Annotated in this window: 23 protein-coding genes; 12 read left to right on the top strand and 11 right to left on the bottom strand. The window is 51.6% G+C overall.

Translation table 11 applies throughout. The annotated features are described in order from the left end of the window. Window positions 1–34: 34 nt before the first annotated feature. Together pyrD and zapC are read left to right on the top strand one after the other, a co-directional pair. On the top strand, window positions 35–1,045 hold the full coding sequence (gene pyrD / locus OGV52_RS02550) for a quinone-dependent dihydroorotate dehydrogenase (protein WP_287108045.1): 1,011 nt from the start codon (window positions 35–37) through the stop codon (window positions 1,043–1,045). Between the two features lie 165 nt (window positions 1,046–1,210). Further along, a complete protein-coding gene (gene zapC, locus OGV52_RS02545) occupies window positions 1,211–1,753 on the top strand; it encodes a cell division protein ZapC (protein ID WP_016152473.1) in 543 nt (180 codons plus the stop codon). On the opposite strand, the gene OGV52_RS02540 is transcribed toward zapC, so the two are convergent. Further along, a complete protein-coding gene (locus tag OGV52_RS02540) occupies window positions 1,750–2,856 on the bottom strand; it encodes a YcbX family protein (RefSeq protein WP_287108044.1) in 1,107 nt (368 codons plus the stop codon). The two genes, zapC and OGV52_RS02540, sit on opposite strands and share 4 nt — an antisense overlap. Before the next feature lie 98 nt (window positions 2,857–2,954). Here OGV52_RS02540 and rlmKL point away from each other — a divergent pair, with 98 nt between their 5' ends. From rlmKL to rmf, 6 genes are all read left to right on the top strand, one after another. Continuing rightward, complete coding sequence (rlmKL, locus tag OGV52_RS02535) at window positions 2,955–5,063, top strand: bifunctional 23S rRNA (guanine(2069)-N(7))-methyltransferase RlmK/23S rRNA (guanine(2445)-N(2))-methyltransferase RlmL (protein WP_016152475.1); 2,109 nt, start codon at window positions 2,955–2,957, stop codon at window positions 5,061–5,063. A 12-nt stretch (window positions 5,064–5,075) separates the two neighbouring features. After that, window positions 5,076–6,983 carry an ABC transporter ATP-binding protein gene (locus OGV52_RS02530; protein WP_287108043.1) on the top strand — a complete coding sequence of 636 codons (1,908 nt, stop codon included), beginning with the start codon at window positions 5,076–5,078 and terminating at the stop codon, window positions 6,981–6,983. A 15-nt stretch (window positions 6,984–6,998) separates the two neighbouring features. After that, window positions 6,999–8,246, top strand: a complete 1,248-nt coding sequence (pqiA, locus tag OGV52_RS02525; RefSeq protein ID WP_047501146.1) for a membrane integrity-associated transporter subunit PqiA — start codon at window positions 6,999–7,001, stop codon at window positions 8,244–8,246. Between the two features lie 4 nt (window positions 8,247–8,250). Further along, window positions 8,251–9,891, top strand: coding sequence for an intermembrane transport protein PqiB (gene pqiB / locus OGV52_RS02520; RefSeq protein WP_003836843.1), 1,641 nt, complete (start codon window positions 8,251–8,253; stop codon window positions 9,889–9,891). Next, window positions 9,888–10,451 carry a membrane integrity-associated transporter subunit PqiC gene (gene pqiC / locus OGV52_RS02515; protein WP_200052294.1) on the top strand — a complete coding sequence of 188 codons (564 nt, stop codon included), beginning with the start codon at window positions 9,888–9,890 and terminating at the stop codon, window positions 10,449–10,451. The genes pqiB and pqiC overlap by 4 nt, the downstream gene beginning before the upstream one ends. Before the next feature lie 258 nt (window positions 10,452–10,709). Continuing rightward, the gene (gene rmf, locus OGV52_RS02510; RefSeq protein WP_003035871.1) at window positions 10,710–10,877 is read left to right on the top strand and encodes a ribosome modulation factor; all 168 of its coding nucleotides are present in this window, start codon (window positions 10,710–10,712) and stop codon (window positions 10,875–10,877) included. A gap of 107 nt (window positions 10,878–10,984) precedes the next feature. On the opposite strand, the gene fabA is transcribed toward rmf, so the two are convergent. Further along, window positions 10,985–11,503 (bottom strand): bifunctional 3-hydroxydecanoyl-ACP dehydratase/trans-2-decenoyl-ACP isomerase, encoded by a 519-nt coding sequence (gene fabA / locus OGV52_RS02505; RefSeq protein WP_003035875.1) that lies wholly within the window; start codon window positions 11,501–11,503, stop codon window positions 10,985–10,987. 68 nt (window positions 11,504–11,571) lie between these two features. Beyond that, window positions 11,572–13,332, bottom strand: a complete 1,761-nt coding sequence (locus OGV52_RS02500) for an AAA family ATPase (protein ID WP_287108041.1) — start codon at window positions 13,330–13,332, stop codon at window positions 11,572–11,574. Between the two features lie 185 nt (window positions 13,333–13,517). Here OGV52_RS02500 and matP point away from each other — a divergent pair, with 185 nt between their 5' ends. Then, a complete protein-coding gene (gene matP, locus OGV52_RS02495; RefSeq protein ID WP_016152480.1) occupies window positions 13,518–13,970 on the top strand; it encodes a macrodomain Ter protein MatP in 453 nt (150 codons plus the stop codon). A 96-nt stretch (window positions 13,971–14,066) separates the two neighbouring features. Here matP and ompA read toward each other — a convergent pair whose 3' ends face one another. Together ompA and sulA are read right to left on the bottom strand one after the other, a co-directional pair. Further along, the gene (gene ompA / locus OGV52_RS02490; RefSeq protein WP_047414154.1) at window positions 14,067–15,125 is read right to left on the bottom strand and encodes a porin OmpA; all 1,059 of its coding nucleotides are present in this window, start codon (window positions 15,123–15,125) and stop codon (window positions 14,067–14,069) included. A gap of 357 nt (window positions 15,126–15,482) precedes the next feature. Beyond that, window positions 15,483–15,992 (bottom strand): SOS-induced cell division inhibitor SulA, encoded by a 510-nt coding sequence (gene sulA / locus OGV52_RS02485; RefSeq protein ID WP_032931135.1) that lies wholly within the window; start codon window positions 15,990–15,992, stop codon window positions 15,483–15,485. Between the two features lie 216 nt (window positions 15,993–16,208). Between sulA and OGV52_RS02480 the strand changes: the two genes are divergently transcribed. Next, window positions 16,209–16,823, top strand: a complete 615-nt coding sequence (locus OGV52_RS02480) for a TfoX/Sxy family DNA transformation protein (RefSeq protein ID WP_103766104.1) — start codon at window positions 16,209–16,211, stop codon at window positions 16,821–16,823. Here the strand turns inward: OGV52_RS02480 and yccS are convergent. Both yccS and OGV52_RS02470 read right to left on the bottom strand, forming a co-directional pair. Continuing rightward, the gene (yccS, locus tag OGV52_RS02475; RefSeq protein ID WP_016152484.1) at window positions 16,801–18,954 is read right to left on the bottom strand and encodes a YccS family putative transporter; all 2,154 of its coding nucleotides are present in this window, start codon (window positions 18,952–18,954) and stop codon (window positions 16,801–16,803) included. The two genes, OGV52_RS02480 and yccS, sit on opposite strands and share 23 nt — an antisense overlap. 18 nt (window positions 18,955–18,972) lie before the next feature. Next, on the bottom strand, window positions 18,973–19,419 hold the full coding sequence (locus OGV52_RS02470) for a YccF domain-containing protein (protein WP_016152485.1): 447 nt from the start codon (window positions 19,417–19,419) through the stop codon (window positions 18,973–18,975). A 125-nt stretch (window positions 19,420–19,544) separates the two neighbouring features. Here OGV52_RS02470 and helD point away from each other — a divergent pair, with 125 nt between their 5' ends. Beyond that, window positions 19,545–21,599 carry a DNA helicase IV gene (gene helD / locus OGV52_RS02465; protein ID WP_287108039.1) on the top strand — a complete coding sequence of 685 codons (2,055 nt, stop codon included), beginning with the start codon at window positions 19,545–19,547 and terminating at the stop codon, window positions 21,597–21,599. Window positions 21,600–21,631: 32 nt separating this feature from the next. Here the strand turns inward: helD and mgsA are convergent, their stop codons facing one another. Both mgsA and csgI read right to left on the bottom strand, forming a co-directional pair. Next, a complete protein-coding gene (gene mgsA, locus OGV52_RS02460) occupies window positions 21,632–22,090 on the bottom strand; it encodes a methylglyoxal synthase (protein WP_016152487.1) in 459 nt (152 codons plus the stop codon). Window positions 22,091–22,183: 93 nt separating this feature from the next. Further along, complete coding sequence (gene csgI / locus OGV52_RS02455) at window positions 22,184–22,846, bottom strand: curli synthesis inhibitor (RefSeq protein WP_016152488.1); 663 nt, start codon at window positions 22,844–22,846, stop codon at window positions 22,184–22,186. Window positions 22,847–23,017: 171 nt separating this feature from the next. On the opposite strand from csgI, the gene OGV52_RS02450 reads away from it, so the two are divergent. Further along, window positions 23,018–23,431 carry a CoA-binding protein gene (locus OGV52_RS02450; RefSeq protein WP_016152489.1) on the top strand — a complete coding sequence of 138 codons (414 nt, stop codon included), beginning with the start codon at window positions 23,018–23,020 and terminating at the stop codon, window positions 23,429–23,431. A 67-nt stretch (window positions 23,432–23,498) separates the two neighbouring features. On the opposite strand, the gene hspQ is transcribed toward OGV52_RS02450, so the two are convergent. Both hspQ and rlmI read right to left on the bottom strand, forming a co-directional pair. Continuing rightward, a complete protein-coding gene (gene hspQ / locus OGV52_RS02445; protein WP_016152490.1) occupies window positions 23,499–23,816 on the bottom strand; it encodes a heat shock protein HspQ in 318 nt (105 codons plus the stop codon). A gap of 57 nt (window positions 23,817–23,873) precedes the next feature. Next, window positions 23,874–25,085 (bottom strand): 23S rRNA (cytosine(1962)-C(5))-methyltransferase RlmI, encoded by a 1,212-nt coding sequence (gene rlmI / locus OGV52_RS02440; protein WP_287108037.1) that lies wholly within the window; start codon window positions 25,083–25,085, stop codon window positions 23,874–23,876. Window positions 25,086–25,146 lie beyond the last annotated feature (61 nt).

The raw sequence follows: 25,146 nt of genomic DNA, 5'->3' as shown, positions 1-25,146 counted from the left end.
CCCCGGTTTGCACACCGGGAATCCAGGAGAGTTCATGTACTACCCCTTCGTTCGTAAAGCCCTTTTCCAGCTCGATCCAGAGCGCGCTCATGAATTGACATTCCAGCAATTACGTCGCATTACCGGCACGCCGCTCGAAGCGCTTGTCCGCCAGAAAGTACCCGCAAAACCGGTTACCTGTATGGGGCTGACGTTTAAAAATCCACTCGGGCTTGCTGCCGGACTGGATAAAGACGGGGAGTGCATTGATGCGCTCGGCGCGATGGGATTTGGTTCCATTGAGATTGGTACCGTGACGCCGCGTCCTCAGCCGGGTAATGATAAACCACGTCTGTTTCGTCTGGTCGATGCAGAAGGTTTGATCAACCGCATGGGGTTTAATAACCTGGGGGTTGATAACCTGGTTGAGAACGTTAAAAAATCGCATTTTGACGGTATTCTGGGGATTAATATTGGTAAGAATAAAGATACTCCGGTAGAAAACGGCAAAGATGACTATCTGATTTGTATGGAAAAAGTCTATGCTTATGCTGGTTATATCGCGATTAATATCTCTTCACCGAATACGCCGGGATTACGTACGCTGCAATATGGTGAGGCGTTGGATGATCTTCTGACGGCAATTAAAAATAAGCAAAATGATCTGCAAGCGATCCACCATAAATATGTTCCAGTGGCGGTTAAGATCGCACCGGATCTTTCTGTGGAAGAACTGATCCAGGTTGCTGACAGTTTAGTTCGTCATAATATTGATGGCGTAATTTCGACTAACACCACTCTCGATCGTTCTCTCGTTCAGGGAATGAAAAATTGCGATCAAATGGGTGGCCTGAGCGGTCGACCGTTACAATTAAAAAGTACAGAAATTATTCGCCAGTTGTCTCAGGAATTAAAAGGTCAGCTGCCGATTATTGGGGTTGGTGGTATCGACTCAGTAATCGCCGCGCGTGAGAAAATAGCTGCCGGTGCTTCTCTGGTACAGATTTATTCGGGCTTTATTTTTAAAGGCCCACCGTTGATTAAAGAAATCGTCACCAATATCTGAATGCTACCTTAATCACAATCCAGGGCTTTATTTCTGGCCCTGGTTGTTTTATATTCCTTTACTGTTGCTTATTTAAACATTCTGAGCTTTTATTATTAAGGCAATAAACGAAGCGGCAAAAGGATACTGTCGTAATGGTGATGATTAAGGAAAGGAGAGAAACTGATGCGAATTAAACCCGACGATAACTGGCGCTGGTATTATGATGAAGAGCACGATCGTATGATGCTCGATTTAGCCAATGGCATGTTATTCCGTTCGCGTTTTGCTCGTAAAATGCTCACTCCGGATGCATTTTCTCCGTCGGGTTTTTGTGTTGATGACGCCGCGCTTTATTTTTCCTTTGAAGAAAAATGTCGCTACCTGGATTTAGCCAAAGAGCAAAAGGCGGAACTGGTGCTTAATGCGCTGGTGGCGATTCGTTACCTTAAACCGCAAATGCCAAAAAGCTGGCACTTTGTCGCACACGGTATTAACTGGTCGCCAGTCGTGGGGGATGCTGCTTGTGTGGATTTAAGCGATACGGATGAACAGGTAAACCTGTTAGTGGTTGAACCGGGTGAAAATGCCGCGCTTTGTCTGCTTGCACAACCTGGTGTGGTTATTGCCGGACGCACAATGCAACTTGGCGACGCGATTAAAATAATGAATGACAGACTGAAACCGCAGGTTATTGCCGACAGTTTCAGCCTTGAACAGGCGGTTTAACTCTCCAGCCTGATTGTCGTTTTGGGAACGCAACTGCAGCACAGAATCGTCCCGTCATCCCCAATCGCTGATTTTTTCAGCGGACTAACTTCGCCTTCCAACAGTCGAATTCGACAGCATCCGCAAATTCCTGCCCGGCATGAATAGGGCACCCTGATACCCTGGTTTTCCAGCTGTTCAAGCAATACCTGCTGATTATTTCCGCGAAAGGTCTGGCCCTGCCAGTCAATAAGTACCGTGGCATCGGGCTGTTGTTCCAGTGCGGTATCGTCTGACTCCGCCGCACCGTATGCTCTGGCGGGACCGGTTGCCAAAATTTCTACCTCATCACCGACGCGAATAACGCCGCTGTTGCGTGCGATAAGATTCTGGCCGAAATCGACGTCGCCGTTATCCACCGCTGTCCGGAAGGTTTGCAGCGTGGCGAGCGGCTCGCCAGACGGATGTTTCTGGCCTTTTTCTGCACTAACGGTAGTGAAAATGCAGCGGCTACAGGGTTTTGCCACATCAAAAATGACGTCGCCAATGCGAATCACTTTCCAGGTGTCTTCTGCCCATGCGTCAGCCCCCGAAACCACCAGATTGGGGCGAAACTGTTCCATTTTGACGCTTGCCGGACAGCGCTGTTGCACATCGCGCAGAGATGCTTCGTTGGCCAGCAGGTAGGGATAACCATCGGCGAAGGACAAAGGAACATCAGCGTGGCGCTTCACCCGGCGTGTCAGTTGCGGACCCACCCAGCGCAACTGCACGTCACGGGAGAAAAAGCCGCTCAGCCACAGGTTGATAGCCGCTGGCGCAATACGCGCGGTAAAATGGTTTCCCCACACTTCAGTCGGCGCATCCTGGGTGGCGAAGTCTGCGAATCGCACGAGCGCGCTGCTGCCGTCTGGAGCCGTGAGATGAAGTCCATCGTGGAAAGGGGAAGGGGTAAAGCGGACCATTTGCGGGAACTGTCGGGCGGTAATGAACGTCCCGTCGGGTTCGGTAATCATAAATATACGATCCAGGGCGAGACCGCTCACGTCTGCCAGGGCGTGCGTGAGTCCAATTCCACGCATTGATTTAACCGGGTGAATAAAAAGTCGGGTCAACGTTACCACTGCACAGCCCCTTGAACGAAAATAAGCCTTCAACTTTATGACATACAGCCCATATTAGCTATAATGCGCAGCAATTTTCTAGGAGTAAAAGTGACATTATGAATTCTCTGTTTGCCAGTACGGCCCGCGGGCTGGAAGAGCTGTTAAAAACTGAACTGGAAAACCTCGGCGCGCTGGAGTGTCAGGTCGTTCAGGGTGGGGTCCATTTTAAGGGCGACACGCGGCTTGTTTACCAGAGCCTGATGTGGAGCCGCCTGGCCTCGCGCATTATCCTGCCGATGGGAGAGTGCAAGGTCTACAGCGATCTTGATCTGTACCTCGGCGTTCAGGCAATCGACTGGACAGAGATATTTAATCCTGGTGCTACGTTTGCCGTCCATTTTAGCGGCCTGAACGAGACCATTCGTAACAGCCAGTACGGCGCGCTGAAGGTCAAGGATGCGATTGTCGATGCCTTTACCCGCAAAAATCTGCCGCGTCCGAATGTGGATCGTGAATCTCCGGATCTGCGTATCAACGTCTGGTTGAACAAAGATACCGCCAGCATTGCACTTGATCTGAGCGGTGACGGTTTGCATCAGCGCGGTTATCGCGATCGCGCGGGTCAAGCGCCGATTAAAGAGACGCTAGCCGCCGCTATTGTTATGCGTTCTGGCTGGCAGCCGGGCACACCGTTACTCGATCCGATGTGCGGCTCCGGCACGCTGCTGATTGAAGCGGCGATGTGGGCAACCGATCGCGCGCCGGGCCTGCACCGCGGGTACTGGGGCTTTAGCGGTTGGGCACAGCACGATGAAGCCGTCTGGCAAGAGGTTAAAGCCGAAGCTCAGGTGCGTGCGCGTAAGGGGCTTGCTGACTATACTTCGCACTTCTATGGCTCCGACAGCGATGCGCGCGTGATTGAAAAAGCGCGTAGTAACGCCCGCCGCGCAGGTATTGCCGATCTGATGACATTTGACGTTAAAGATGTCGCCAAACTGAGTAATCCACTGCCGAAGGGACCGTATGGTACGGTGATCAGTAACCCGCCCTACGGCGAACGTCTGGATAGCGAACCGGCGCTGATTGCCCTGCATAGCTTGCTGGGCCGTACGATGAAAAACCAGTTTGGCGGCTGGAATTTGTCGCTGTTCAGCGCCTCTCCGGATTTGCTCAGCAGCCTGCAATTGCGTGCTGACAAGCAGTTCAAAGCGAAAAACGGTCCGCTGGATTGCGTACAGAAAAACTATCACGTTGCAGAGACCACTGCGGACAGCAAGCCAGCCACGGTCGCTGAAGATTATGCCAACCGCCTGCGTAAGAATATCAAGAAGCTGGAAAAATGGGCGCGTCAGGAAGGAATTGAATGCTATCGCCTGTATGATGCTGACCTGCCGGAATACAACGTTGCAGTGGACCGTTACGGTGAGTGGGTCGTGGTTCAGGAATACGCTCCGCCGAAGACGGTCGATGCGCAAAAAGCACGTCAACGCCTGTTCGATATCATTGCCGCAACGTTGTCCGTCCTGGAAATCGCGCCAAATAAACTGGTGCTGAAAACCCGTGAGCGGCAGAAAGGGAAGAACCAGTATCAGAAGATGAATGAGAAGGGTGAATTCATTGAGGTAAGTGAGTACAACGCCCGCCTGTGGGTCAACCTGACAGACTATCTTGATACCGGTTTGTTCCTCGATCACCGTATTGCGCGCCGCATGCTGGGCCAGATGAGTAAAGGTAAGGATTTCCTTAACCTGTTTTCCTACACCGGCAGTGCCAGCGTTCATGCCGGGCTGGGCGGTGCACGTAGCACCACGACGGTTGATATGTCGCGTACCTACCTGGAGTGGGCTGAGCGTAACCTGCGCCTGAACGGCCTGAGTGGTCGCGCTCACCGTTTAATTCAGGCCGATTGCCTGGGCTGGCTGCGCGATGCCAATGAACAGTTTGATCTGATTTTCATCGATCCGCCGACGTTCTCTAACTCAAAACGTATGGAAGACTCGTTTGATGTACAGCGCGATCATCTGGCGCTGATGAAAGATCTGAAACGTCTGCTGCGTAAAGACGGCACGATCATGTTCTCCAACAACAAGCGTGGGTTCCGTATGGATCTCGACGGTCTGGCTGAACTGGGATTAAAAGCACAAGAAATCACCCAAAAAACGCTTTCCCAGGATTTTGCCCGTAACCGCCAGATCCACAATTGCTGGCTGATTACCGCAGCCTGAAAGGATAAATAAATGTCATTGATCAGTATGCATGGTGCATGGCTGTCGTTCAGCGATGCGCCGCTTCTTGATAATGCAGAACTGCATATCGAAGATAACGAACGCGTCTGTCTGGTTGGCCGTAATGGCGCAGGTAAGTCGACGCTGATGAAGATCCTCAACCGTGAACAGGGTCTTGACGACGGGCGTATTATTTATGAGCAGGACCTGGTTGTGGCGCGTCTGCAGCAGGATCCGCCGCGTAATGTTGAGGGCAGCGTCTATGACTTCGTTGCCGAAGGTATTGAGGAACAGGCTGAATATCTGAAGCGTTATCACGATATTTCGCGCCTGGTGATGACCGATCCCAGCGACAGAAACCTGAATGAAATGGCGCGGGTTCAGGAAATGCTCGATCACCATAATCTGTGGCAGCTCGAAAGCCGCATTAATGAAGTGCTGGCACAACTGGGACTGGATCCTAACGCCGCGCTTTCTTCGCTTTCGGGCGGCTGGCTGCGTAAGGCGGCGCTGGGCCGCGCGTTAGTGAGCAACCCGCGCGTACTGCTGCTGGATGAACCAACTAACCACCTGGATATTGAAACTATCGACTGGCTGGAAGGGTTCCTGAGATCCTTCAATGGGACAATTATTTTCATTTCCCACGACCGTTCATTTATTCGCAATATGGCGACGCGTATTGTCGATCTCGACCGCGGCAAGCTGGTGACCTATCCGGGGAACTACGATCAGTATCTGCTGGATAAAGAAGAAGCGCTGCGGGTGGAAGATCTCCAAAACGCGGAATTTGATCGCAAGCTGGCGCAGGAAGAAGTGTGGATCCGTCAGGGCATCAAAGCGCGTCGTACCCGTAATGAAGGCCGCGTGCGGGCGCTGAAAGCCATGCGTCGCGAGCGTGGCGAACGTCGCGAAGTGATGGGCACGGCGAAGATGCAGGTCGAAGAGGCGAGCCGCTCTGGCAAGATTGTCTTCGAAATGGAGAATGTTGATTACCAGGTTGATGGAAAGCAACTGGTAAAAGATTTCTCCGCGCAGGTGCAACGTAGCGACAAGATTGCGCTAATTGGACCTAACGGCTGCGGTAAAACAACGCTGCTGAAGCTGATGTTAGGTCAGCTTCAGGCTGACAGCGGACGCATTCACGTCGGCACGAAGCTGGAAGTGGCGTATTTCGATCAGCACCGCGCCGAACTGGATCCGGATAAAACCGTGATGGACAACCTTGCTGAGGGTAAGCAAGAGGTGCTGGTTAACGGTAAACCTCGCCATGTGCTGGGCTATCTCCAAGATTTCCTGTTCCATCCGAAACGGGCGATGACGCCAGTACGTGCGCTCTCTGGTGGGGAACGCAATCGCCTACTGCTGGCGCGTCTTTTTCTCAAACCCAGTAATCTTTTGATTCTCGATGAACCAACGAACGATCTGGACGTCGAAACGCTGGAACTGCTTGAAGAGCTGATTGATAGCTACCAGGGCACCGTGCTGCTGGTGAGCCACGACCGTCAGTTTGTGGATAATACCGTAACCGAATGCTGGATCTTCGAAGGCGGCGGTAAAATTGGTCGTTATGTCGGCGGTTATCATGATGCCCGCAGCCAGCAATCGCAGTATGTGGCGTTTAAACAGCCAGTTGCGAAAAAAACAGAGGAAACCGTTGCTCCTAAAGCAGAAATTGTCAAACGCAGCACGAGCAAACTAAGCTATAAACTGCAGCGCGAACTGGAGCTGCTCCCCGCGCTGCTTGAAGAACTGGAAGCTAAACTGGAAGCATTACAAGCTCAGGTAGCTGACGCCGCTTTTTTCAGTCAGCCGCATGAGCAAACGCAACAGGTATTAGCTAATCTGAACGAAGCTGAACAAGAACTTGAGCAAGCCTTTGAGCGCTGGGAGTATCTTGAGTCTTTGAAGAACGGCGCATAATTTAAAGGAGCACATATGTGCGAACATCACCATGCCGCGAAGCATATTCTGTGCTCGCAGTGTGACATGCTGGTGGCGTTACCTCGCCTTGAGCATGGTCAGAAAGCGGCATGTCCACGATGTGGCACTACGTTAACGGTTGAGTGGGACGCGCCACGGCAGCGTCCTACCGCCTATGTGTTAGCAGCATTATTTATGCTGCTTTTGTCAAACCTCTTTCCCTTTGTGAATATGAATGTTGCGGGGGTGAGCAGCGAAGTGACGCTGCTGCAAATCCCCAGCGTTCTCTTTTCGGAAGATTACGCCAGCCTCGGTACCTTCTTTATCTTATTCGTTCAGTTGGTTCCCGCTTTTTGCTTGTTGACCATTTTGCTGTTGGTGAATCGGGTTCATATGCCTGAGCGGCTTAAAACATGGCTGGCGCGTATTTTGTTTCAGTTAAAAAGCTGGGGAATGGCAGAAATTTTCCTCGCGGGCGTGCTGGTGAGCTTTGTTAAGCTGATGGCCTACGGCGATATCGGCGTGGGCAGCAGCTTCATCCCGTGGTGCATGTTTTGTATGCTCCAGTTGCGGGCTTTCCAGTGTGTGGATCGCCGTTGGCTGTGGGATGATATTGCCCCTATGCCAGCCATTAAGCAGGAATTAAAGCCTGGTGTGCCCGGCATCCGACAAGGATTGCGTTCCTGTTCCTGCTGCACCGCTATTCTTCCGGCAGACGAGCTGGTATGCCCACGCTGTCAGACGAAAGGTTATGTGCGGCGTAAAAACAGTCTGCAATGGACATTGGCATTACTGTTTACGTCGATCATGCTTTATCTTCCTGCCAATATTCTGCCGATCATGATCACCGATCTGCTCGGGTCAAAGCTGCCTTCAACGATACTCGAGGGCGTGGTTTTAATCTGGAGCGAAGGCTCTTACCCGGTGGCTGCGATTATCTTTATCGCCAGTATTATGGTGCCGACGTTGAAAATGATCGCCATTGCCTGGCTGTGTTGGGATGCCAAAGGGCACGGCAAACGCGACAGTGAACGAATGCATTTAATTTACGAGGTTGTAGAATTTGTCGGTCGCTGGTCAATGATCGACGTTTTTGTAATTGCCGTACTCTCTGCGCTGGTGCGCATGGGAGGGTTAATGAACATTTATCCTGCAATGGGTGCTTTGATGTTTGCTTTAGTCGTCATTATGACAATGTTTTCTGCGATGACATTTGATCCCCGTCTGTCGTGGGACCGTGAACCAGATCATGAGGAGTCCTGACAGCATGGAATCTAAAAGTGGGGAAGCCAAAGTGCAAAAGGTAAAAAACTGGTCGCCCGTGTGGATATTCCCTATAGTCACTGCCCTCATTGGCGCGTGGGTCCTGTTTTATCACTACAGTCATCAGGGGCCACAAGTCACGCTGATTACCACCAATGCCGAAGGTATTGAAGGGGGCAAAACGACGATTAAGAGCCGCAGCGTGGATGTCGGTATCGTCGAGAGCGCAACCCTGACTGATGATTTGACCCATGTGGAAATTAAAGCTCGTCTTAACTCCGGAATGGAAAAGCTGCTGCATAAAGATTCTGTCTTTTGGGTGGTGAAGCCGCAGGTTGGACGTGAAGGTATCAGTGGGCTCGGCACGCTATTGTCCGGGGCTTATATTGAACTGCAGCCTGGCAATAAAGGCAGCAAGCTGGAAAATTACCAACTGCTGGATTCACCGCCGCTGGCGCCGCCAGATGCGAAAGGGATCCGTGTGATTCTGGACAGCAAAAAAGCCGGTCAGTTGAGCCCGGGCGACCCGGTACTGTTCCGTGGTTATCGTGTAGGTTCGGTTGAAACCAGCACATTTGATGCGCAAAAGCGTACGATTAGCTATCAGCTATTTATCAATGCGCCTAACGATCGTCTGGTGACCAGCAATGTGCGTTTCTGGAAAGACAGTGGGATCGCCGTAGATCTTACTTCGGCAGGTATGCGCGTGGAAATGGGATCTCTCTCCACGCTGTTTGGCGGTGGCGTAAGTTTTGATGTGCCAGAAGGGCTGGAACAAGGCGAACCGGTCGCACAACAGTCTGCGTTTAATCTTTATGACGACCAAAAAAGTATTCAGGATTCACTGTATACCGATCATATTGATTACCTGATGTTCTTTAAAGATTCAATTCGTGGCCTGCAGCCCGGCGCGCCACTGGAATTCCGTGGCATCCGTTTGGGTACGGTAAGTAAAGTACCTTTCTTCTCACCGAATATGCGTCAGGTCTTCAACAATGATTACCGCATTCCGGTGCTGGTACGTATCGAACCAGAACGTCTGAAGGCACAGCTGGGAGAAGATACTGATGTTGGCGCTCATCTGGCAGAATTGCTTAAACGCGGCTTACGGGCATCGCTGAAAACCGGGAACCTGGTGACTGGCGCTCTGTATGTCGATCTCGACTTCTACCCGAAAGAACCGCCGATTACCGGTGTGCGCGAATTTAATGGTTATCAAATTATTCCGACCGTGAGCGGTGGTCTGGCGCAGATCCAGCAGCGACTGATGGAAGCGCTGGATAAGATTAACAATCTGCCGTTGAACCCGATGATTGAGCAGGCGACCAATACGTTGTCGGAAAGCCAGCGTACGATGAAGCATCTGCAAACCACGCTGGACAACATGAATAAGATCACGTCCAGTCAGTCGATGCAGGATCTTCCGGCGGATATGCAGAACACGCTGCGCGAACTGAACCGTAGTATGCAGGGCTTCCAGCCGGGGTCCGCCGCCTACAACAAGATGGTGGCGGATATGCAGCGTCTTGATCAGGTACTGCGAGAACTGCAACCGGTACTGAAAACGTTGAACGATAAGAGCAATGCGCTGGTATTTGAAGCGAAGGACAAAAAAGATCCAGAGCCGAAGAGGGCGAAACAATGAAAAAGTGGCTAGTGGCGATGATGGTGGTCTGGCTGACGTCATGCAGCTCCAGCGGAGAAAATAAAAGCTATTACCAGCTCCCTATCGCGCAAGGGGGCGTACAGAGCTCAGCTAACCAGGGTAACCGTCTGCTGTGGGTTGAACAGATTGCGGTCCCGGACTATCTGGCGGGTAATGGGGTGGTTTACCAGACCAGCGATGTGCAATATGTGATAGCGAATAATAATCTCTGGGCCAGCCCATTAGATCAGCAATTGCGCAATACCCTGGTTACGAACCTCAGTATGCAGTTGCCTGGCTGGGTTGTCGCTTCGCAGCCGCTGGGAAGCACTCAGGACACTTTGAACGTCACCGTGACCGGCTTCCACGGTCGGTACGATGGTAAGGTCATCGTGAGCGGTGAATGGCTGCTGAATCACCAGGGGCAGTTGATCAAGCGTCCATTCCACATCGAAGCTGTACAGACTAAAGACGGCTACGATGAGATGGTGAAGGTTCTGGCCAACGCCTGGAGCCAGGAAGCGACGGCAATGGCTCAAGAGCTGAAACGCATCCCTTAAGCTTAAATAATTGTAAATTATGCCGCCCCTGGTTCATTGCCCGGGGCGGTTTTTTTTATTTTTTTAGCCGTGGAGATAGCTGTTCTGACAGACTATTTTTGTACAAATGATTTTGCGGGTAGCTCACAAATATGACACTGGCGTGAATTTTGCGCATTGACGAGCCTGATGTTTAGGGGTATTCGTTTTAGTGTGATTGCACACTTAGTAATCACTGTTTTCTTTTCCACCAGACCCAAAAGATGAGGGAAACGAGGCATGAAGAGACAAAAACGAGATCGCCTGGAACGGGCACATCAACGTGGATATCAGGCCGGCATTGCCGGACGATCAAAAGAAATGTGTCCCTATCAGACGCTGAATCAGAGGTCATACTGGCTGGGAGGCTGGCGAGAAGCCATGGGGGATAGGGTTTTAATGGCCTGATTCTGTCTCTTTAGATAAAAGAAACCTCCGCAGAGCGGAGGTTTCGCCTTTTTGCCCACCAGACAAGACGAATAAACGTTAATGTCTGGCGGCTACGCTGACCTGGATTAGAACGCAGAAGTGTCCTGGAACAGACCCACTTTCAGATCGTTTGCGGTATAGATCAGACGACCATCAACCAGCACTTCACCATCAGCCAGGCCCATGATCAGGCGACGATTAACGATGCGTTTGAAGTGAATGCGGTAAGTCACTTTCTTTGCAGTCGGCAGAACCTGGCCGGTGAATTTAACTTCGCCTACGCCCAGCGCGCGGCCTTTACCTTCGCCGCCCAGCCAGCCGAGATAGAATCCAACCAGCTGCCACATGGCATCCAGACCCAGGCAGCCCGGCATCACCGGATCGCCGATAAAGTGGCATCCGAAGAACCACAGGTCCGGGTTGATATCCAGTTCAGCTTCAACATAACCTTTGTCAAAGTTGCCGCCGGTTTCGGTCATCTTGATGACACGGTCCATCATCAGCATGCTTGGTGCAGGCAGTTGTGGCCCTTTTGCGCCAAACAGCTCACCGCGACCAGAGGCAAGAAGGTCTTCTTTTGTATAGGATTCGCGTTTATCTACCATGTTCTCTGTAAGCCTTATTTTATTGAAGCACGCAGGATAGCTAACACGTGTACGCTGAACAAGTCCGATCAGTTCGGAATAATCCAGTTCAGCCAACGTAGCGGCCAGGGAAAACGGTGACGACCTTCCTGCTGCGTTGCCGTAGCAATACGCTCCTGGATAGTTTGCATCAGCGTTGTCTGGCCTTCACCATCCCACACCAGATTTAATAACAGTGGCAGCGCATCGGTCACGTCGTCCACCGCCCAGATAGTGAATTTTTCTTCTTCTACGGCCTGTAGCAGTGCGGGATGCAGGCTCAGGTGTCTGACATTCGCTGAAGGAATGATAACGCCCTGTGTGCCTGTCAGCTCACGCTGCTGACAGATGGCGAAGAAGCCTTCAATTTTCTCGTTCAGACCACCAACAGGTTGTGCCCGACCAAACTGATCGACAGAACCGGTAATGGCGATGCTTTGATTAACAGGAACGTCGGCGAGGGCGCTAATCAATGCGCAAAGTTCTGCCATGGACGCGCTGTCGCCGTCCACTTCGCTATAGGATTGCTCAAAGGTCAGCGAGGCAGAGAAGGGGATTTGCTGTTCAAGCTGGAGTTCCGACATCAGGAACGCCTGCATAATCATCATACCCTTCGCATGAATATTTCCGCCAAGCTCGGCTTTGCGCTCAATATCCGTAAATTCGCCGTCGCCAATATGAACCACACAGCTGATACGAGAAGGCTCACCAAACGCGCGGGGGTGGCCAGGAAATTCAATCACCGACAGGGCGTTGATTTGGCCAATACGCTCGCCTTCCGTCTCGATCAGGATCTGTTCCTGCAGGATCTCATCCTGCATTCGTTCGGCGAGGAAACCTTCCCGCCATTCACGCTGGGTTAGCATAAGGCTGAACTGCTCAGCGTTGCAGGTTTCGCCCTCGCATAACGGGGCCACTTCTTTGAACTGCCGGGTGATCCACAGCGGGTTAAGCGGCAATGTATCCTGTTCGCCGGTATAACGAACGGCTTCACGGATCAGCACTTGCCATGCATCAGGGGCCGGGTAGGGCAAATTGTTGCGCGTAGCGGTATGTGTTACCCACTGACACCACTGCGTCATGGTTTCGGCATCCACTATCTGCAGATTATCTTCAAACTCGCTATAAATAGCCTGCTCAGCCAGCTCCGGCTCCATGTCCTGGAAGTCTGCCAGTGATTCACGTTCACCGACTAATACCACTTTGAGTTTAAGCGGCATAGGTGGAACGGAGACGGGCAGCGGGCGAGACTCATCAAAAGCTACCCAGTCAAAACGCTCGTGGCTGACAATGGCTTTCAGGCGCATCCACAGCAGCGGTTGGGCCAGTAGCGTGCGCAACGAAATAACCAGCACACCACCGTTGGCCTGATGCACAAGGCCTGGTTGTAGGGTAATTTCGCCATTGAACTGACGCAGACAGCCAAACAGTTGTTCGGCTTCAACCCAGTCAGCGCAGACTACCTGGGTTAATGTCGCAAAATTGTCTTCTGCTCTCTCAGCTGTACGATAGCGGATAGTGTGACCGGAGATATCATAATGACCTCCGGTGAGACTTCCGGCATCAGAGTGCAGAGACCGCGCGGCCTCTGCAATAAGGTTGATGTACTCAAGCTCTTCCGGCGCTTTTACCAGCATGAACGAAGACGTCGTCCAGTGCTGAAGAAGCTGCTCCAGCGCAAATTGTAAACGTGGCTGAGTATCACTAAGTAAGGTATCGGTGTCGTCAGTGACGTGCGGCTGTGCAAATACTTCCTGATAACTATCGGTGTCAGGAACCAGATCACGCCATGCAAGTTTCGTAATGGTCAAAGTTGATGTTTTTTAGTCTGTTGTAAAAAACGAGATTATACCGTAACCATCATCACTGCACACGTGGAAAGCGCTGTGAAACGAATGCGAGGACGCGCGACAGTTCACAGGCTGGATATTCTTTTCTTCAGATGCCGAAAAAGCTGATATTCTGATAAGAGTTACACGGTAACATTGAGATCGCAATGAAATATCAACAACTTGAAAACCTTGAAAGCGGCTGGAAATGGAAGTATCTGGTGAAGAAGCATCGTGAGGGGGAATTAATCACCCGTTACGTAGAGGCCAGCGCTGCCGAAGAAGCCGTTGATTTGTTGCTAACCCTCGAAAATGAACCGGTTCGGGTCAATACCTGGATTGAAGAACACATGAACTCTGCGCTGCTAAATCGTATGAAACAAACCATACGAGCGAGGCGTAAGCGGCACTTTAACGCGGAGCATCAGCATACGCGAAAGAAATCTATCGATCTGGAATTTATGGTCTGGCAGCGCTTAGCGGGGCTTGCGCAGCGGCGCGGCAAAACGCTTTCTGAAACTATTGTACAACTGATTGAAGACGCAGAGCATAAAGAGAAGTACGCGAATAAAATGTCGACATTGAAGCAGGATTTACAGGCGCTGCTGGGAAAAGAATAACCACAGAATGGCTAAATGTGTTGTGTACAGGCGTGCTTTGATTGATAAAAAGTGAAAAAAACCCCGCAAAGCGGGGTTTTTTTATAAGACGATAACTTAAGCCTGAGGCTGAGTTACAACGTCTTTGATACCTTTAACTTCGATCTCAACACGACGATCCGGAGCCAGGCAGTCGATCAGTGCAGCGCGAGCTTTCACGTTGTCACAGGTGTTGCCAGTAACTGGGTTGGATTCGCCCATGCCACGTGCAGAGATTTTGTCAGAAGGAATACCTTTAGAGATCAGGTAATCAACAACGGACTGAGCACGTTTCTCGGACAGACCCTGGTTGTAAGCGTCAGAACCGATGCGGTCAGTGAAGCCCAGAACCACTACGGAACCGTCTTTCGGATCCAGGTTGCTCAGCTGGCTGTACATCTGATCCAGAGCCTGCTGGCCTTCTGGTTTCAGAGTTGCTTTGTTGAAGTTGAACAGAACGTCAGACTTCAGAGTGAAGTGTTTGGTCTGTACTTCCGGAGCCGGAGCCGGAGCAACAACTACTGGAGCTGCTTCTTCCTGCTGACCGAAACGGTAGGAAACACCAACGCTCAACAGACCGTTATCCGGACGACCGCCAACGGTGTTCGCGTCACCGATGTTGTTGGTCCACTGGTATTCCAGACGGGTAGCGATTTCAGGAGTAATTGCATACTCTACGCCACCTGCGAATACTGGGGAAACACCAGTGTCGTGGTCTTTGAAGCCTTGGTTGTTTTTAGCGTCTGCACGCCAAACCATACCACCCAGACGGGTATAAACGTCCAGATCGTCAGTGATTGGGTAACCCAGTTTAGCGGTCAGCTGAACGCCCTGAGCTTTGAAAGCGCCATTATTGTGGGTAGCATCGGTGGCGCCTTTGTACGGCATACGACCTAACCAGTCGTAACCCATTTCGAAACCAACGTACGGGTTAACCTGATAACCACCGAACGCACCAGCACCCAGTTGGCTTTCGTGGGTAGGACCGGAGTTGTTGATCTGGTTGTTACCAATATCATGGTACTGAGACCAGCCCAGTTTAGCACCAGTGTACCAGGTGTTATCTTTCGGAGCGGCCTGCGCCACGGTAGCGAAACCAGCCAGTGCCACTGCAATTGCGATAGCTGTCTTTTTCATTTTTTGCGCCTCGTTATCATCCAAAATTCGCCATGAATATCTCCGAAGAGAGATAACACGGTTAAATCCTTCACCCGGGGACCAGTTCAATAGTTACTCTACCGATATCTGCGGCTTATGCCGAGCACCCCTGGCGATGTAAAGTCTACAACGTAGTTGAAAACTTACAAGTGTGAAGTCCGTCAGGCATATGAAAAAAAAAGGCTTGTGTACACATTATTTAACATTTATAGATGAATAAATGTACTGAGGATTTCCTGAAAACCGCTTCAGACAGGCCTTCAGCCGGAAAACGCGTTACAGCTCAATGGCAAATTAAAACATGAAAAAAAATTCCAGGATAATTCCTAATTTTACTCAATGATACAAATTCGAGTGAATTTTTAGCCCGGAATGCTGTCTCCCCGCAAGTGTCTGAGCGCGAACAGGACGCATGATAAATCCCATCGCATTACCTTCATCTGCCGCTTTTACCAGCTCGGCATGTTCATCTTCGGTTAATTCTTCCGTCAACCAGCCGATGACGACGCTGTAGTTACCCGTGCGCAGCGCACGAACCATCGATTCCAGCGTATTGCAGGGGGAGAGCTGGCTGATTTGCATGACTTTGGTCAATGGAAGCCCGGCCGACTGCACCCACTCACGGCTTAATTTTTGCTGAGGCGTCAGCCACAGCTGCCAGCGTGATTGTTGCCCTAACTGTTGCAGCAGGGGAAGCAGCAGGAGCTGCGTCATCATGGGCTGGTCCTCGCGATAGACCACTTCACTGATAAGCCCAGCGGTAGCGTTCTCTGCTGAAACGCGCGCAATGCTGCTCGATGCGGAAGAGAACGACGAAGAACGATTTGCATAACCTGAAGTGTACATAATCAATCCAGCCCTGTGAGTTACTGTATGGATATACAGTAACCCCGCCATCAATAAAGATCAACCTTATTTTCGGAAACAGGTTCGCAATTTTTAGTCATCATTACGGGAAAAATAAAATTCATCTTGCCCCATACGCATAAGTTGCCTATTTTCGTCATTAACGGATCTGCTACTGCAAATTATTTGCTTACGTTATGATTTAAAAGGATTTTTATGAAAGAAAAGTCTTATGCAAGAATCTATAAATCACAAGAATATCTGGCTTCTCTGGGAACAATTCACTACCGCTCACTGTTTGGCAGCTATAGTCTGACGGTTGGTGATACGGTCTTTGCCATGGTTGCCAGCGGTGAGTTATATCTTCGCGCCTGTGAGCAGAGCGCCCAGTACTGTGTAAAAAATTCTCCTGTCTGGCTAACATTTATCAAGCGCGGGCGTCCGGTTGTACTCAATTATTACCAGGTGAACGATACCCTGTGGCAGAACCAGCAGCAGTTAGTGTCGCTATCACAATTTTCACTCGATGCAGCCGTTAAGGAAAAACAGAGTCGCTTTGCACAACATCGCCTGCGGGAATTACCGAATATGACGTTTCATCTCGAGACCTTGCTAAATGAAGCAGGAATTACGGATGAGGGGACATTGCGATCGCTGGGAGCTCAGATGTGCTGGTTGAAACTTCGGCAAAATAACCCTGCCTTAACGGTAAAAATACTCTATGCCCTTGAAGGGGCGGTTGACGGGGTGCATGAAGCCGCTCTCCCGGCGACGCGTCGCCAGGAGCTGGTGGAGTGGGTGAGTTCTCTTACGCCGGAACCGGGGTATTAGATGGCAGCACAGCAATTTGTTGCTGTAATCGCCGAATCTCCGGGAGCAGGGCAATCAGTAACCCAACTTGCTGTACGACCAGCGGCTCTTTACTGTCCGGACGTGGCTCGAGATGCTGAATTCGCTGCTTCAGATCTTCCAGCGCCTGGTATACGCGCTGCTCATCAGCAGGTTGATGGTGAAGCGCATCATCTACATAGCAGACGGCATCATCCAGCAATGCCAGGACGTCAGGATTGGTTAACTGCTCGCGATGTGCGCCGAGGGCGGAAATATAGCTGGTAAACGTATGGTTAAGACACAGCAAGCGGAACGCCGTTTCGCGTGTTTGGGCCGTGACATCCGGTTCACTCGACATGTTCGACACCACCGAAGCAAGTTCCGCATCACGATTGTGCGCGTCACGGCGGGCGATACGGTATGCCAGACGATTATCACGCCCCTGATGATATTGTTCGAGAATAGCATCAAGATAACGACAGTTAGCGTCAGTGGCCCGTTCAATCACTCGCGGCAGATTCCGAAAACGCCAGTCTGGCCAGATAAAGCTGACAGCAGCCCAGGCGATGGCACAGCCGATCAACGTATCGATGACGCGCGGAAGTGCAACTTCAAAACCTTCACCGAGCAGGTTAAAGCACAGCAGCACCAGCAGCGTGATAAACATGGTGGCATGCGCGTACTGGACGTTACGAAAGGCAAAAAACAACACGCCGGTGATCACCAGAAGTATCAATTGCCCTTCGAGAGAAGGTACAAACCACAGGATCGGTAACCCAATGGCGATCCCGACTAATGTGCCGATAATCCTTAGTGCCAGACGATGTCGGGTGGCGTTGTAGTTTGGCTGGCAGACAAACAGACTGGTCAACAGGATCCAGTACCCGTGGTTCATTCCGGTTATCTGGATAATGGCATAGCCGACGCAGAGCACCAGCGACATGCGAACAGCATGACGAAACAGGGCGGATTCAGGCGTGAAATTACGGCTCAGACGCAACCAGATATCACTGAACCCATGCGGGCTGTCATCGGCAAGCTGATTTTCAGACTCATTGCGCGAAAGTACCTGAGCCTGTTCGGACTCAATGGTAGCCAACTGGGCATCAATGGCCCGCAGGTTTGACAGCAAAAATCCTAACGTGTTGAGCAGGTCGGCAGGCTCACCACTCGCGCGCATGCGCTCAAGTGCAGCATCAATATGGGTGAAGACGCGCTCAAAGTGCGGATCGTGCTGATAAGGCGTGCGTAATAAAATACAGCGAGACAGTTGCGAACACGCTTGCCCCTGCATCGACATCAGGCGCTGGAAGCGGAACATCACGTCGCTGTGGCGGAAATGGTCGCGCAGCGTTTGGTACTGAATATGCGAGGAGCTTGCGCGTTCGTGAATATCCTGCGCCACAAAATAGTAATGTAGCGTGCGACGTGTTCCTCGCTGTCCGCGGTCGCCGCGCAGGCGGGTCAGCAGTGACACCTTTGTCTGGTTTAGGGTCGCCATCAGTTGCCCATTCGCAAGAGCCAAATCATACAGCGGCGCCTGGCTTTCATCTTCTATGTCGGGATCAAAAAGACGCGATTTCAGTTCCAGATAGTGCGCTAACTGTTCATAGCTACGCGCCAGATTGTCCTGCAAGGGGCGAATAGGGAACAGAAGATGTCCGGTCAGGGTTAACAGGTTGTACCAAATGGCGCCCGCGAGCAGCAGGATCGGTTGCTGATACCACTGATCGTAAAGCGAGGTGCCGAGCATCGTGTAAATGGCGATCAGCAACGCGCCAAAGGCGATGGTTGCATAGCGCTGCCCTAATCCCCCCAGCAGTATAAAGCCGCTGGTGGAGAGCGTTAACCCAAGGGCAAACAGCCATGGCCATGGGAAGAGCAGTTCGACCGAGGCCGAGGCAATGAAAAAGCACACCAGCGTGATGATCAAATTGCGCAGGCGACCTGCAAGACGATCGTCCAGGTCAGTAAGCGCGGCTGCGACCATACCCAGCGTGAGCGGGATGGTCAGCTTAACGTCACCCAGCCACCAGGGCAGCGCTGTTGTGCCGCAAAGCGCGATAAAAATCCGCACGTAGTACAGCCAGGTGCTGTTCCAGGTATAGCGTTTGAGCAGAGGACTTAACATAAAGGCCATCGGTCCTGATTATTCGAAGCGACGACGCGCGTTGGCTTCACGCGCTGCGCGAGCAACTTCAACTGACACTACCCGGCGACCCACCGGCCACAGTGCAATCGCCGCGATTTTGAAATTCGCAATGCCAACCGGGATACCAATAATCGTAATGCACTGGGCAATACCGGAGACAATGTGCATCAGGCACAACCACCAGCCGAAGAAAATCAGCCAGAAAATATTGAGCACGGTGCCTCCGGTATTCAACAGGACGTTTTTGCCCGCTGGATTAAGCTCATCGACATGAATCGCTTCGTTACCGTAAGGAAACAGCGAGAGTCGGGTAATTTCCCAGCATGAGCGGGTCAGGGGGAGAGTAAAAATCAGCACAATACTGACCAGCGTAGCCAGTAACCAGGCTAAGGTGGTGGCGAATCCCCCGAGCACAAAATTTAAAATATTCAGAACAGTACGCATAAACCCTCGGTTAACTCTGGTTTTCTGTGAATTCGGCAATTGTAACGTTTTTTTGGGCTGGAGCACGTTTTCTCTGGCGGTTACACTGATAAGCAAACCTCTTCGTGTGGATCCGCTTGAGTCTTATGGAACTGAAAGCAACTTCTCTTGGAAAACGTCTGGCACAACACCCTTACGATCGGGCCGTTATTCTCAATGCCGGGATTAAGGTTTCCGGCGATCGTCACGAGTATCTTATTCCCTTCAATCAGTTACTGGCTATTCATTGTAAACGCGGCCTGGTATGGGGTGAGCTGGAGTTTGTGCTCCCGGATGATAAGGTAGTTCGTCTTCACGGCACTGAATGGGCTGAAACCCAGCGCTTCCATCACCATTTGAATTCGCTCTGGCAGCAGTGGAGTCAGGAAATGAGCGACGTCGCTGCGGGAGTTTTACAGCAGCAGTTGGAGGCGATCGCCACCCGTACCAGTGAGAATAAATGGCTGACGCGCGAACAGACGTCAGGGCTACAGCAGCAGATCCGCCGCGCCTTTGCCGCATTGCCGCTCCCGATTAACCGGCTGGAAGAATTTGAAAATTGCCGTGAGGCGTTACGTCAATGCCAGGCATGGTTGAAGGACATTGAAGCTTGTCGCTTGCAGCACAACCAGGCGTATACCGATGCCATGTTGGAAGAACATGCCGAATTTTTCCAGCAAATTGAGTCCTCGCCGCTGAATCCGGCCCAGGCGCGGGCGGTGGTGAACGGTGAACAATCATTACTGGTTCTTGCGGGGGCCGGAAGCGGCAAAACATCCGTATTGGTCGCCCGTGCGGGCTGGCTACTTGCGCGAGGGGAAGCGGCGGCCGAACAAATCCTGCTGCTGGCGTTTGGACGCAAAGCGGCCCAGGAGATGGACGATCGCATCCGTGAACGTCTGCACACGGAAGAAGTCACCGCGAGGACGTTTCATTCACTGGCGTTGCACATTATTTCTCAGGGGAGCAAAAAAGTCCCGACGGTTAGCAAGCTGGAAAATGATGTTGCCGCGCGTAGCAAACTTTTTATCACGACCTGGCGTCAGCAGTGCAGTGAGAAAAAGGCACAAGCCAAAGGCTGGCGGCAATGGTTAGAAGAAGAGATGCAGTGGTCTGTACCCGAAGGTAACTTCTGGGATGACGAAAAATTACAGCGCCGGCTGGCTTCCCGGCTGGATCGTTGGGTTAGCCTGATGCGTATGCATGGCGGAGCGCAGGCGGAGATGATCGCCAATGCTCCGGAGGAGATTCGCGATCTTTTCAGTAAACGCATTAAGCTGATGTCTCCCCTGCTCAAGGCCTGGAAGGGCGCCCTGAAGGATGAGAATGCCGTCGATTTTTCCGGGTTGATTCATCAGGCTATTGTCATTCTGGAAAAAGGTCGGTTTATCAGTCCGTGGAAACACATTCTGGTCGACGAATTTCAGGACATTTCTCCTCAGCGTGCCGCCCTGTTAGCCGCACTGCGCAAGCAAAACTCACACACTACGCTGTTCGCCGTAGGGGATGACTGGCAGGCAATTTACCGGTTCAGCGGAGCACAGCTTTCGTTGACCACCGCATTCCAGCAAAACTTCGGCGAGGGCGACCGTTGTAATCTGGATACGACTTACCGTTTTAATAGCCGCATTGGTGAAGTTGCAAACCAGTTTATCCAGCAAAACCCTCATCAGCTTACGAAACCGCTCAACAGTCTGATGGCAGGCGATAAAAAAGCCGTCACGTTGCTCGATGAAAGCCAGCTGGATCTGCTACTGGATAAGCTGTCGGGATTTGTGAAGGCAGAAGAGAGAATTCTGGTGCTGGCGCGATACCATCACCTGAAACCTGCCAGTCTGGAGAAAGCAGCCACCCGTTGGCCTAAGCTACAGCTGGATTTCATGACTATCCATGCCAGTAAGGGACAGCAGGCAGATTACGTTATTGTTGTGGGGCTTCATGATGGGAATGATGGTTTTCCCGCCCCGGCCCGCGAGTCGATTATGGAAGAGGCGTTGCTTCCGGCGGTGGAGGATTTCCCGGATGCTGAAGAGAGACGCTTGCTGTATGTGGCGCTAACGCGGGCACGGCATCGGGTATGGCTGCTGTTTAATAAAGAAACACCGTCGTGCTTTGTGGATGAGCTTAAACAACTGGATGTTCCGGTAGCAAGAAAACCCTGAATAGCAGGCGGCAATTGCCGCCTGCCCGGTGTTTATTTGAGGCGCTCTGCCAGATAGCGGGCGTAATCTGGGATCAATATGTCCGTTGCATCGTTGAAGTTTGGCGACTGGATAATAAAATCGGCGGTCGACACGTTGGTGGCAACCGGAATGTTCCATACCGTCGCCAGACGCAGCAGGGCTTTGACATCAGGATCGTGAGGTACGGCGTTCAGCGGGTCCCAGAAGAAAATCAGCACATCAATTTTCCCTTCTGAAATCAGCGCGCCCACCTGCTGGTCACCCCCCATCGGACCGCTCAGCATGGCGTTGACGTCCATTCCCGTTGCGCGTTGGATTAAGTTTCCCGTTGTTCCTGTGGCGTACAGAACGTGCTTTTCCAGCAACGGCTGGTGGCGTTCCACCCAGCTCATCAACATCTTTTTACAGTGATCGTGTGCAACCAGCGCAATATGTTTACGCGCTGGCAATGTGCGAGTTGTTAATTCCATAGTACAGCTCCCAAGTTAACCTGGTTACAGAGTACTGGAAGCTCTTGACGCTGCAAGAGAAAGACAAAAAAAATGCGTATGCGAACATAAATGTCATGAAGGAGGCTGTTTCTGAGCCCATTGCAAAAAGTTACTTCGCGTTTGTGCGTCGGCCTGTTGGTACCAATATTTTAAGCGCTGTTCGGTCAGCGTTTGCGACTGAGGCGGCACGCGATCCAGTTCAGATACCCCGGAAAGCAGCGAGCTGTCATCGGCCATCATCGTAGCAAACTGCGGTAATGACGCATGTTTAGCCGCTTTGTTATAGCGTTCAGTTTCCATTTCATAATTCACGATTTTCGCTGTGGATGTGATTGACAGAATATCCAGCTTGACGGGGATAGGCATGGAGTCCCCATCCAGCAATTCCACGCGTGGAGCGTCATCAAAATGCGCTGTGTCCCGCTCATTGTTCAGACGCGGGAGGTGAAAATTAACCTGGCTGACGAGTTGGGTATCAAAGCTGATGACCAGCGGAGGCGAAATATACAGACGTTCTTCGTGGCTGGACAAGCGAATGGTTTTTTCTACGCGAAATACGAGCTGGTGGCGACCATTTTCCAGCTCGATACTGTCGGCGCCGCGCAGTAATGAGCTGGAAACTTTTTTTCCGTCCAGCACCAAAAGGTCAATATCATTAGACAGGCGTAATGAGGTAGCAAAAACGGTTACCGGCAAACACAGGGCAATTAAGGCTGTCACAATGCCGGCTTTCATAGGTTTCTCCTGTCCAGAAAATAGCTGCAAACATGTATCTAAATTTTTCGATAATCACGTTTACTAACATATAGACATATTTTTGAGTTTAGCTCTCATACGCCAGTATGGGATGAATGGTTGCGGGGGCAGGTTTGTCGTACACTTTGTTAAACAGCCTGGAGGAACACGATGAAAGAGACCGATATTGCTGGCATTTTGACATCTACCCGTACGATTGCACTGGTTGGCGCAAGCGATAAACCCGATCGCCCAAGCTATCGCGTGATGAAGTATTTACTCGATCAGGGCTATCACGTTATTCCCGTTTCACCGAAGGTTGCCGGAAAAATGCTACTGGGGCAGCAGGGCTATGCAACGCTGGCGGATGTGCCAGAGAAAGTGGATATGGTCGATGTCTTCCGTAATTCTGAAGCGGCGTGGGGCGTCGCTCAGGAGGCTATCGCCATTGGCGCGAAGACGCTATGGATGCAGCTTGGCGTAATTAACGAGCAGGCGGCCGTGCTGGCGCGTGATGCGGGGCTGACGGTGGTGATGGATCGTTGCCCGGCGATTGAGATCCCGCGACTGGGACTGGCGAAGTAAAGTTTGACTGTCGCCGGATGAAACGTACAGGCCCGATAAGCGAAGCGCCATCAGGCCTGTGTTATTATCAATTACGCAGGCGTGGAGCCTGAAGCTGTTTACGGATTGTGCGCGCCAGTTCATCCATTGACGGTTGCTCCGGATGTTCTTCCTGTAGCTCGCTACTCAGTTGCGCTTCGGCCAGATACGTATGCACTGGCAGACCATTATCGTCTTCCATCACCACGTGATACCAGGGAGCGGCGCGAAGTTCGCTGTTAACCGCCAACTCATCGGCTGACGGCTCATCAAGCGAATATTCCGGGTCGATATCCACGACCACTCCGAGGTAACCTAACAGGGAATGGCGGACCTGCTGGCCGATACCGAATTTGCTGGCAATCATAGTCACCTCCCGGGAAATAGATACCCTCTATGTAAGGGTAATATTCCACTTTTCAAGTTACATGATGCGACAGGCAAACCCTTTCAGATACAGCCCTTCCGGGTAGGTAGCGATCACCGGATGATCGGCGGCCTGACGGAACTGCTCTATAAATTGTACATCACGACCAGCATCTATTGCGGCATCAGCGATGATTTTCTGAAATAAATCGGTCGTCATCAGCCCGGAGCAGGAAAATGTCAGCAGTACGCCGCCTGGGTTCAGCAACTGAATAGCCTGCATATTGATGTCCTTATAACCGCGGCAGGCGCCCATCAACTGGCTTTTGTTTTCGACAAATTTCGGCGGATCCATCACGATGACATCAAATTTCTCACCGCGATCGCGATAGGCGCGCAGCAGTTTGAACACATCATCTCGCACGAACTCGGCTTTACTCAGATCCAGCTTGTTCAGTTCCACGTTCTGGCGGGCAATATCGAGTGCTTCCTGAGAGGTGTCGACGCTGACCACCTGACGGCATCCGCCCATTAATGCTGAGACCGCAAAGCCGCCGGTATAGGAGAAACAGTTCAGGACACGCTGGTTTTCCACATAACGACGCGTCGCCAGGCGGCTATCGCGTTGATCGAGGTAATAGCCGGTTTTGTGACCGTGCTGAATATCAACCAGCAGCTTCATCCCGTGTTCTTCGATAGGCAGCAGAGCAGGCGGCAGTTCGCCCGTGACGGGCCCTTGGGTCAGCGCCATACCTTCTTTTTTACGCACGGCCACATCGCTACGGTCATAAATAGCGCAGTCCGGGAAAACAATTTGCAGAGCACTAATCAGCGCGGCGCGTTGGTATTCAGCCCCCGCGCTGAGCAACTGCAATACCAGGAAGTTGCCGAAGCGGTCAATAGTGACACCCGGCAGGCCGTCGGATTCTCCGGCGATCAGACGGTAGCTGTCCAGACCGTCCTTTTTCGCCAGCCAGTCACGCCATGTCTGCGCCTTCTGCAGACGACGGGTAAAGAAATCAATGTCGATGGATTCAGACTTATCGAAGCTCCAGACGCGCGCACGGATCTGCGACGCCGGAGAGAACGCACCGCGCGCTAACCATTTCCCCAGGTGGTCAACAATATCAACGGTTTCACCGAGGTTGGCTTTACCTTCCATACGTGCGACAGCACCGGAAAATACCCATGGATGGCGGCGAAGTAATGATTTTTCGCGCCCCTTGGCTAACACTAAACGAGGATAATGTGGAATTGTAGATTCAGTCATGCGGAGCAACCTCTCACAAACAGTGACGCGGGTTGGATGAAAGTACCAACCTGAAACCATT

Origin of the sequence: Citrobacter sp. Cb041 (assembly GCF_030336655.1) — a bacterium.
GTDB lineage: Bacteria > Pseudomonadota > Gammaproteobacteria > Enterobacterales > Enterobacteriaceae > Citrobacter > Citrobacter braakii.
The sequence above is the reverse complement of the archived record's forward strand: the minus strand, read 5'-3'. Positions and strand labels throughout refer to the sequence as shown.

What these genes read in the sequence shown, in the direction of transcription:
- zapC (WP_016152473.1), top strand. Translation starts at nt 1,211, where the DNA reads ATGCGAATTAAACCCGACGATAACTGGCGCTGGTATTATGATGAAGAG.
- OGV52_RS02480 (WP_103766104.1), top strand. Translation starts at nt 16,209, where the DNA reads ATGAAAGAAAAGTCTTATGCAAGAATCTATAAATCACAAGAATATCTG.
- pqiB (WP_003836843.1), top strand. Translation starts at nt 8,251, where the DNA reads ATGGAATCTAAAAGTGGGGAAGCCAAAGTGCAAAAGGTAAAAAACTGG.
- OGV52_RS02470 (WP_016152485.1), bottom strand. Translation starts at nt 19,419, where the DNA reads ATGCGTACTGTTCTGAATATTTTAAATTTTGTGCTCGGGGGATTCGCC.
- rlmI (WP_287108037.1), bottom strand. Translation starts at nt 25,085, where the DNA reads ATGACTGAATCTACAATTCCACATTATCCTCGTTTAGTGTTAGCCAAG.
- pqiA (WP_047501146.1), top strand. Translation starts at nt 6,999, where the DNA reads ATGTGCGAACATCACCATGCCGCGAAGCATATTCTGTGCTCGCAGTGT.
- matP (WP_016152480.1), top strand. Translation starts at nt 13,518, where the DNA reads ATGAAATATCAACAACTTGAAAACCTTGAAAGCGGCTGGAAATGGAAG.
- pyrD (WP_287108045.1), top strand. Translation starts at nt 35, where the DNA reads ATGTACTACCCCTTCGTTCGTAAAGCCCTTTTCCAGCTCGATCCAGAG.
- mgsA (WP_016152487.1), bottom strand. Translation starts at nt 22,090, where the DNA reads ATGGAATTAACAACTCGCACATTGCCAGCGCGTAAACATATTGCGCTG.
- OGV52_RS02530 (WP_287108043.1), top strand. Translation starts at nt 5,076, where the DNA reads ATGTCATTGATCAGTATGCATGGTGCATGGCTGTCGTTCAGCGATGCG.
- yccS (WP_016152484.1), bottom strand. Translation starts at nt 18,954, where the DNA reads ATGTTAAGTCCTCTGCTCAAACGCTATACCTGGAACAGCACCTGGCTG.
- pqiC (WP_200052294.1), top strand. Translation starts at nt 9,888, where the DNA reads ATGAAAAAGTGGCTAGTGGCGATGATGGTGGTCTGGCTGACGTCATGC.
- rmf (WP_003035871.1), top strand. Translation starts at nt 10,710, where the DNA reads ATGAAGAGACAAAAACGAGATCGCCTGGAACGGGCACATCAACGTGGA.
- OGV52_RS02450 (WP_016152489.1), top strand. Translation starts at nt 23,018, where the DNA reads ATGAAAGAGACCGATATTGCTGGCATTTTGACATCTACCCGTACGATT.
- ompA (WP_047414154.1), bottom strand. Translation starts at nt 15,125, where the DNA reads ATGAAAAAGACAGCTATCGCAATTGCAGTGGCACTGGCTGGTTTCGCT.
- hspQ (WP_016152490.1), bottom strand. Translation starts at nt 23,816, where the DNA reads ATGATTGCCAGCAAATTCGGTATCGGCCAGCAGGTCCGCCATTCCCTG.
- rlmKL (WP_016152475.1), top strand. Translation starts at nt 2,955, where the DNA reads ATGAATTCTCTGTTTGCCAGTACGGCCCGCGGGCTGGAAGAGCTGTTA.
- csgI (WP_016152488.1), bottom strand. Translation starts at nt 22,846, where the DNA reads ATGAAAGCCGGCATTGTGACAGCCTTAATTGCCCTGTGTTTGCCGGTA.
- fabA (WP_003035875.1), bottom strand. Translation starts at nt 11,503, where the DNA reads ATGGTAGATAAACGCGAATCCTATACAAAAGAAGACCTTCTTGCCTCT.
- helD (WP_287108039.1), top strand. Translation starts at nt 19,545, where the DNA reads ATGGAACTGAAAGCAACTTCTCTTGGAAAACGTCTGGCACAACACCCT.
- sulA (WP_032931135.1), bottom strand. Translation starts at nt 15,992, where the DNA reads ATGTACACTTCAGGTTATGCAAATCGTTCTTCGTCGTTCTCTTCCGCA.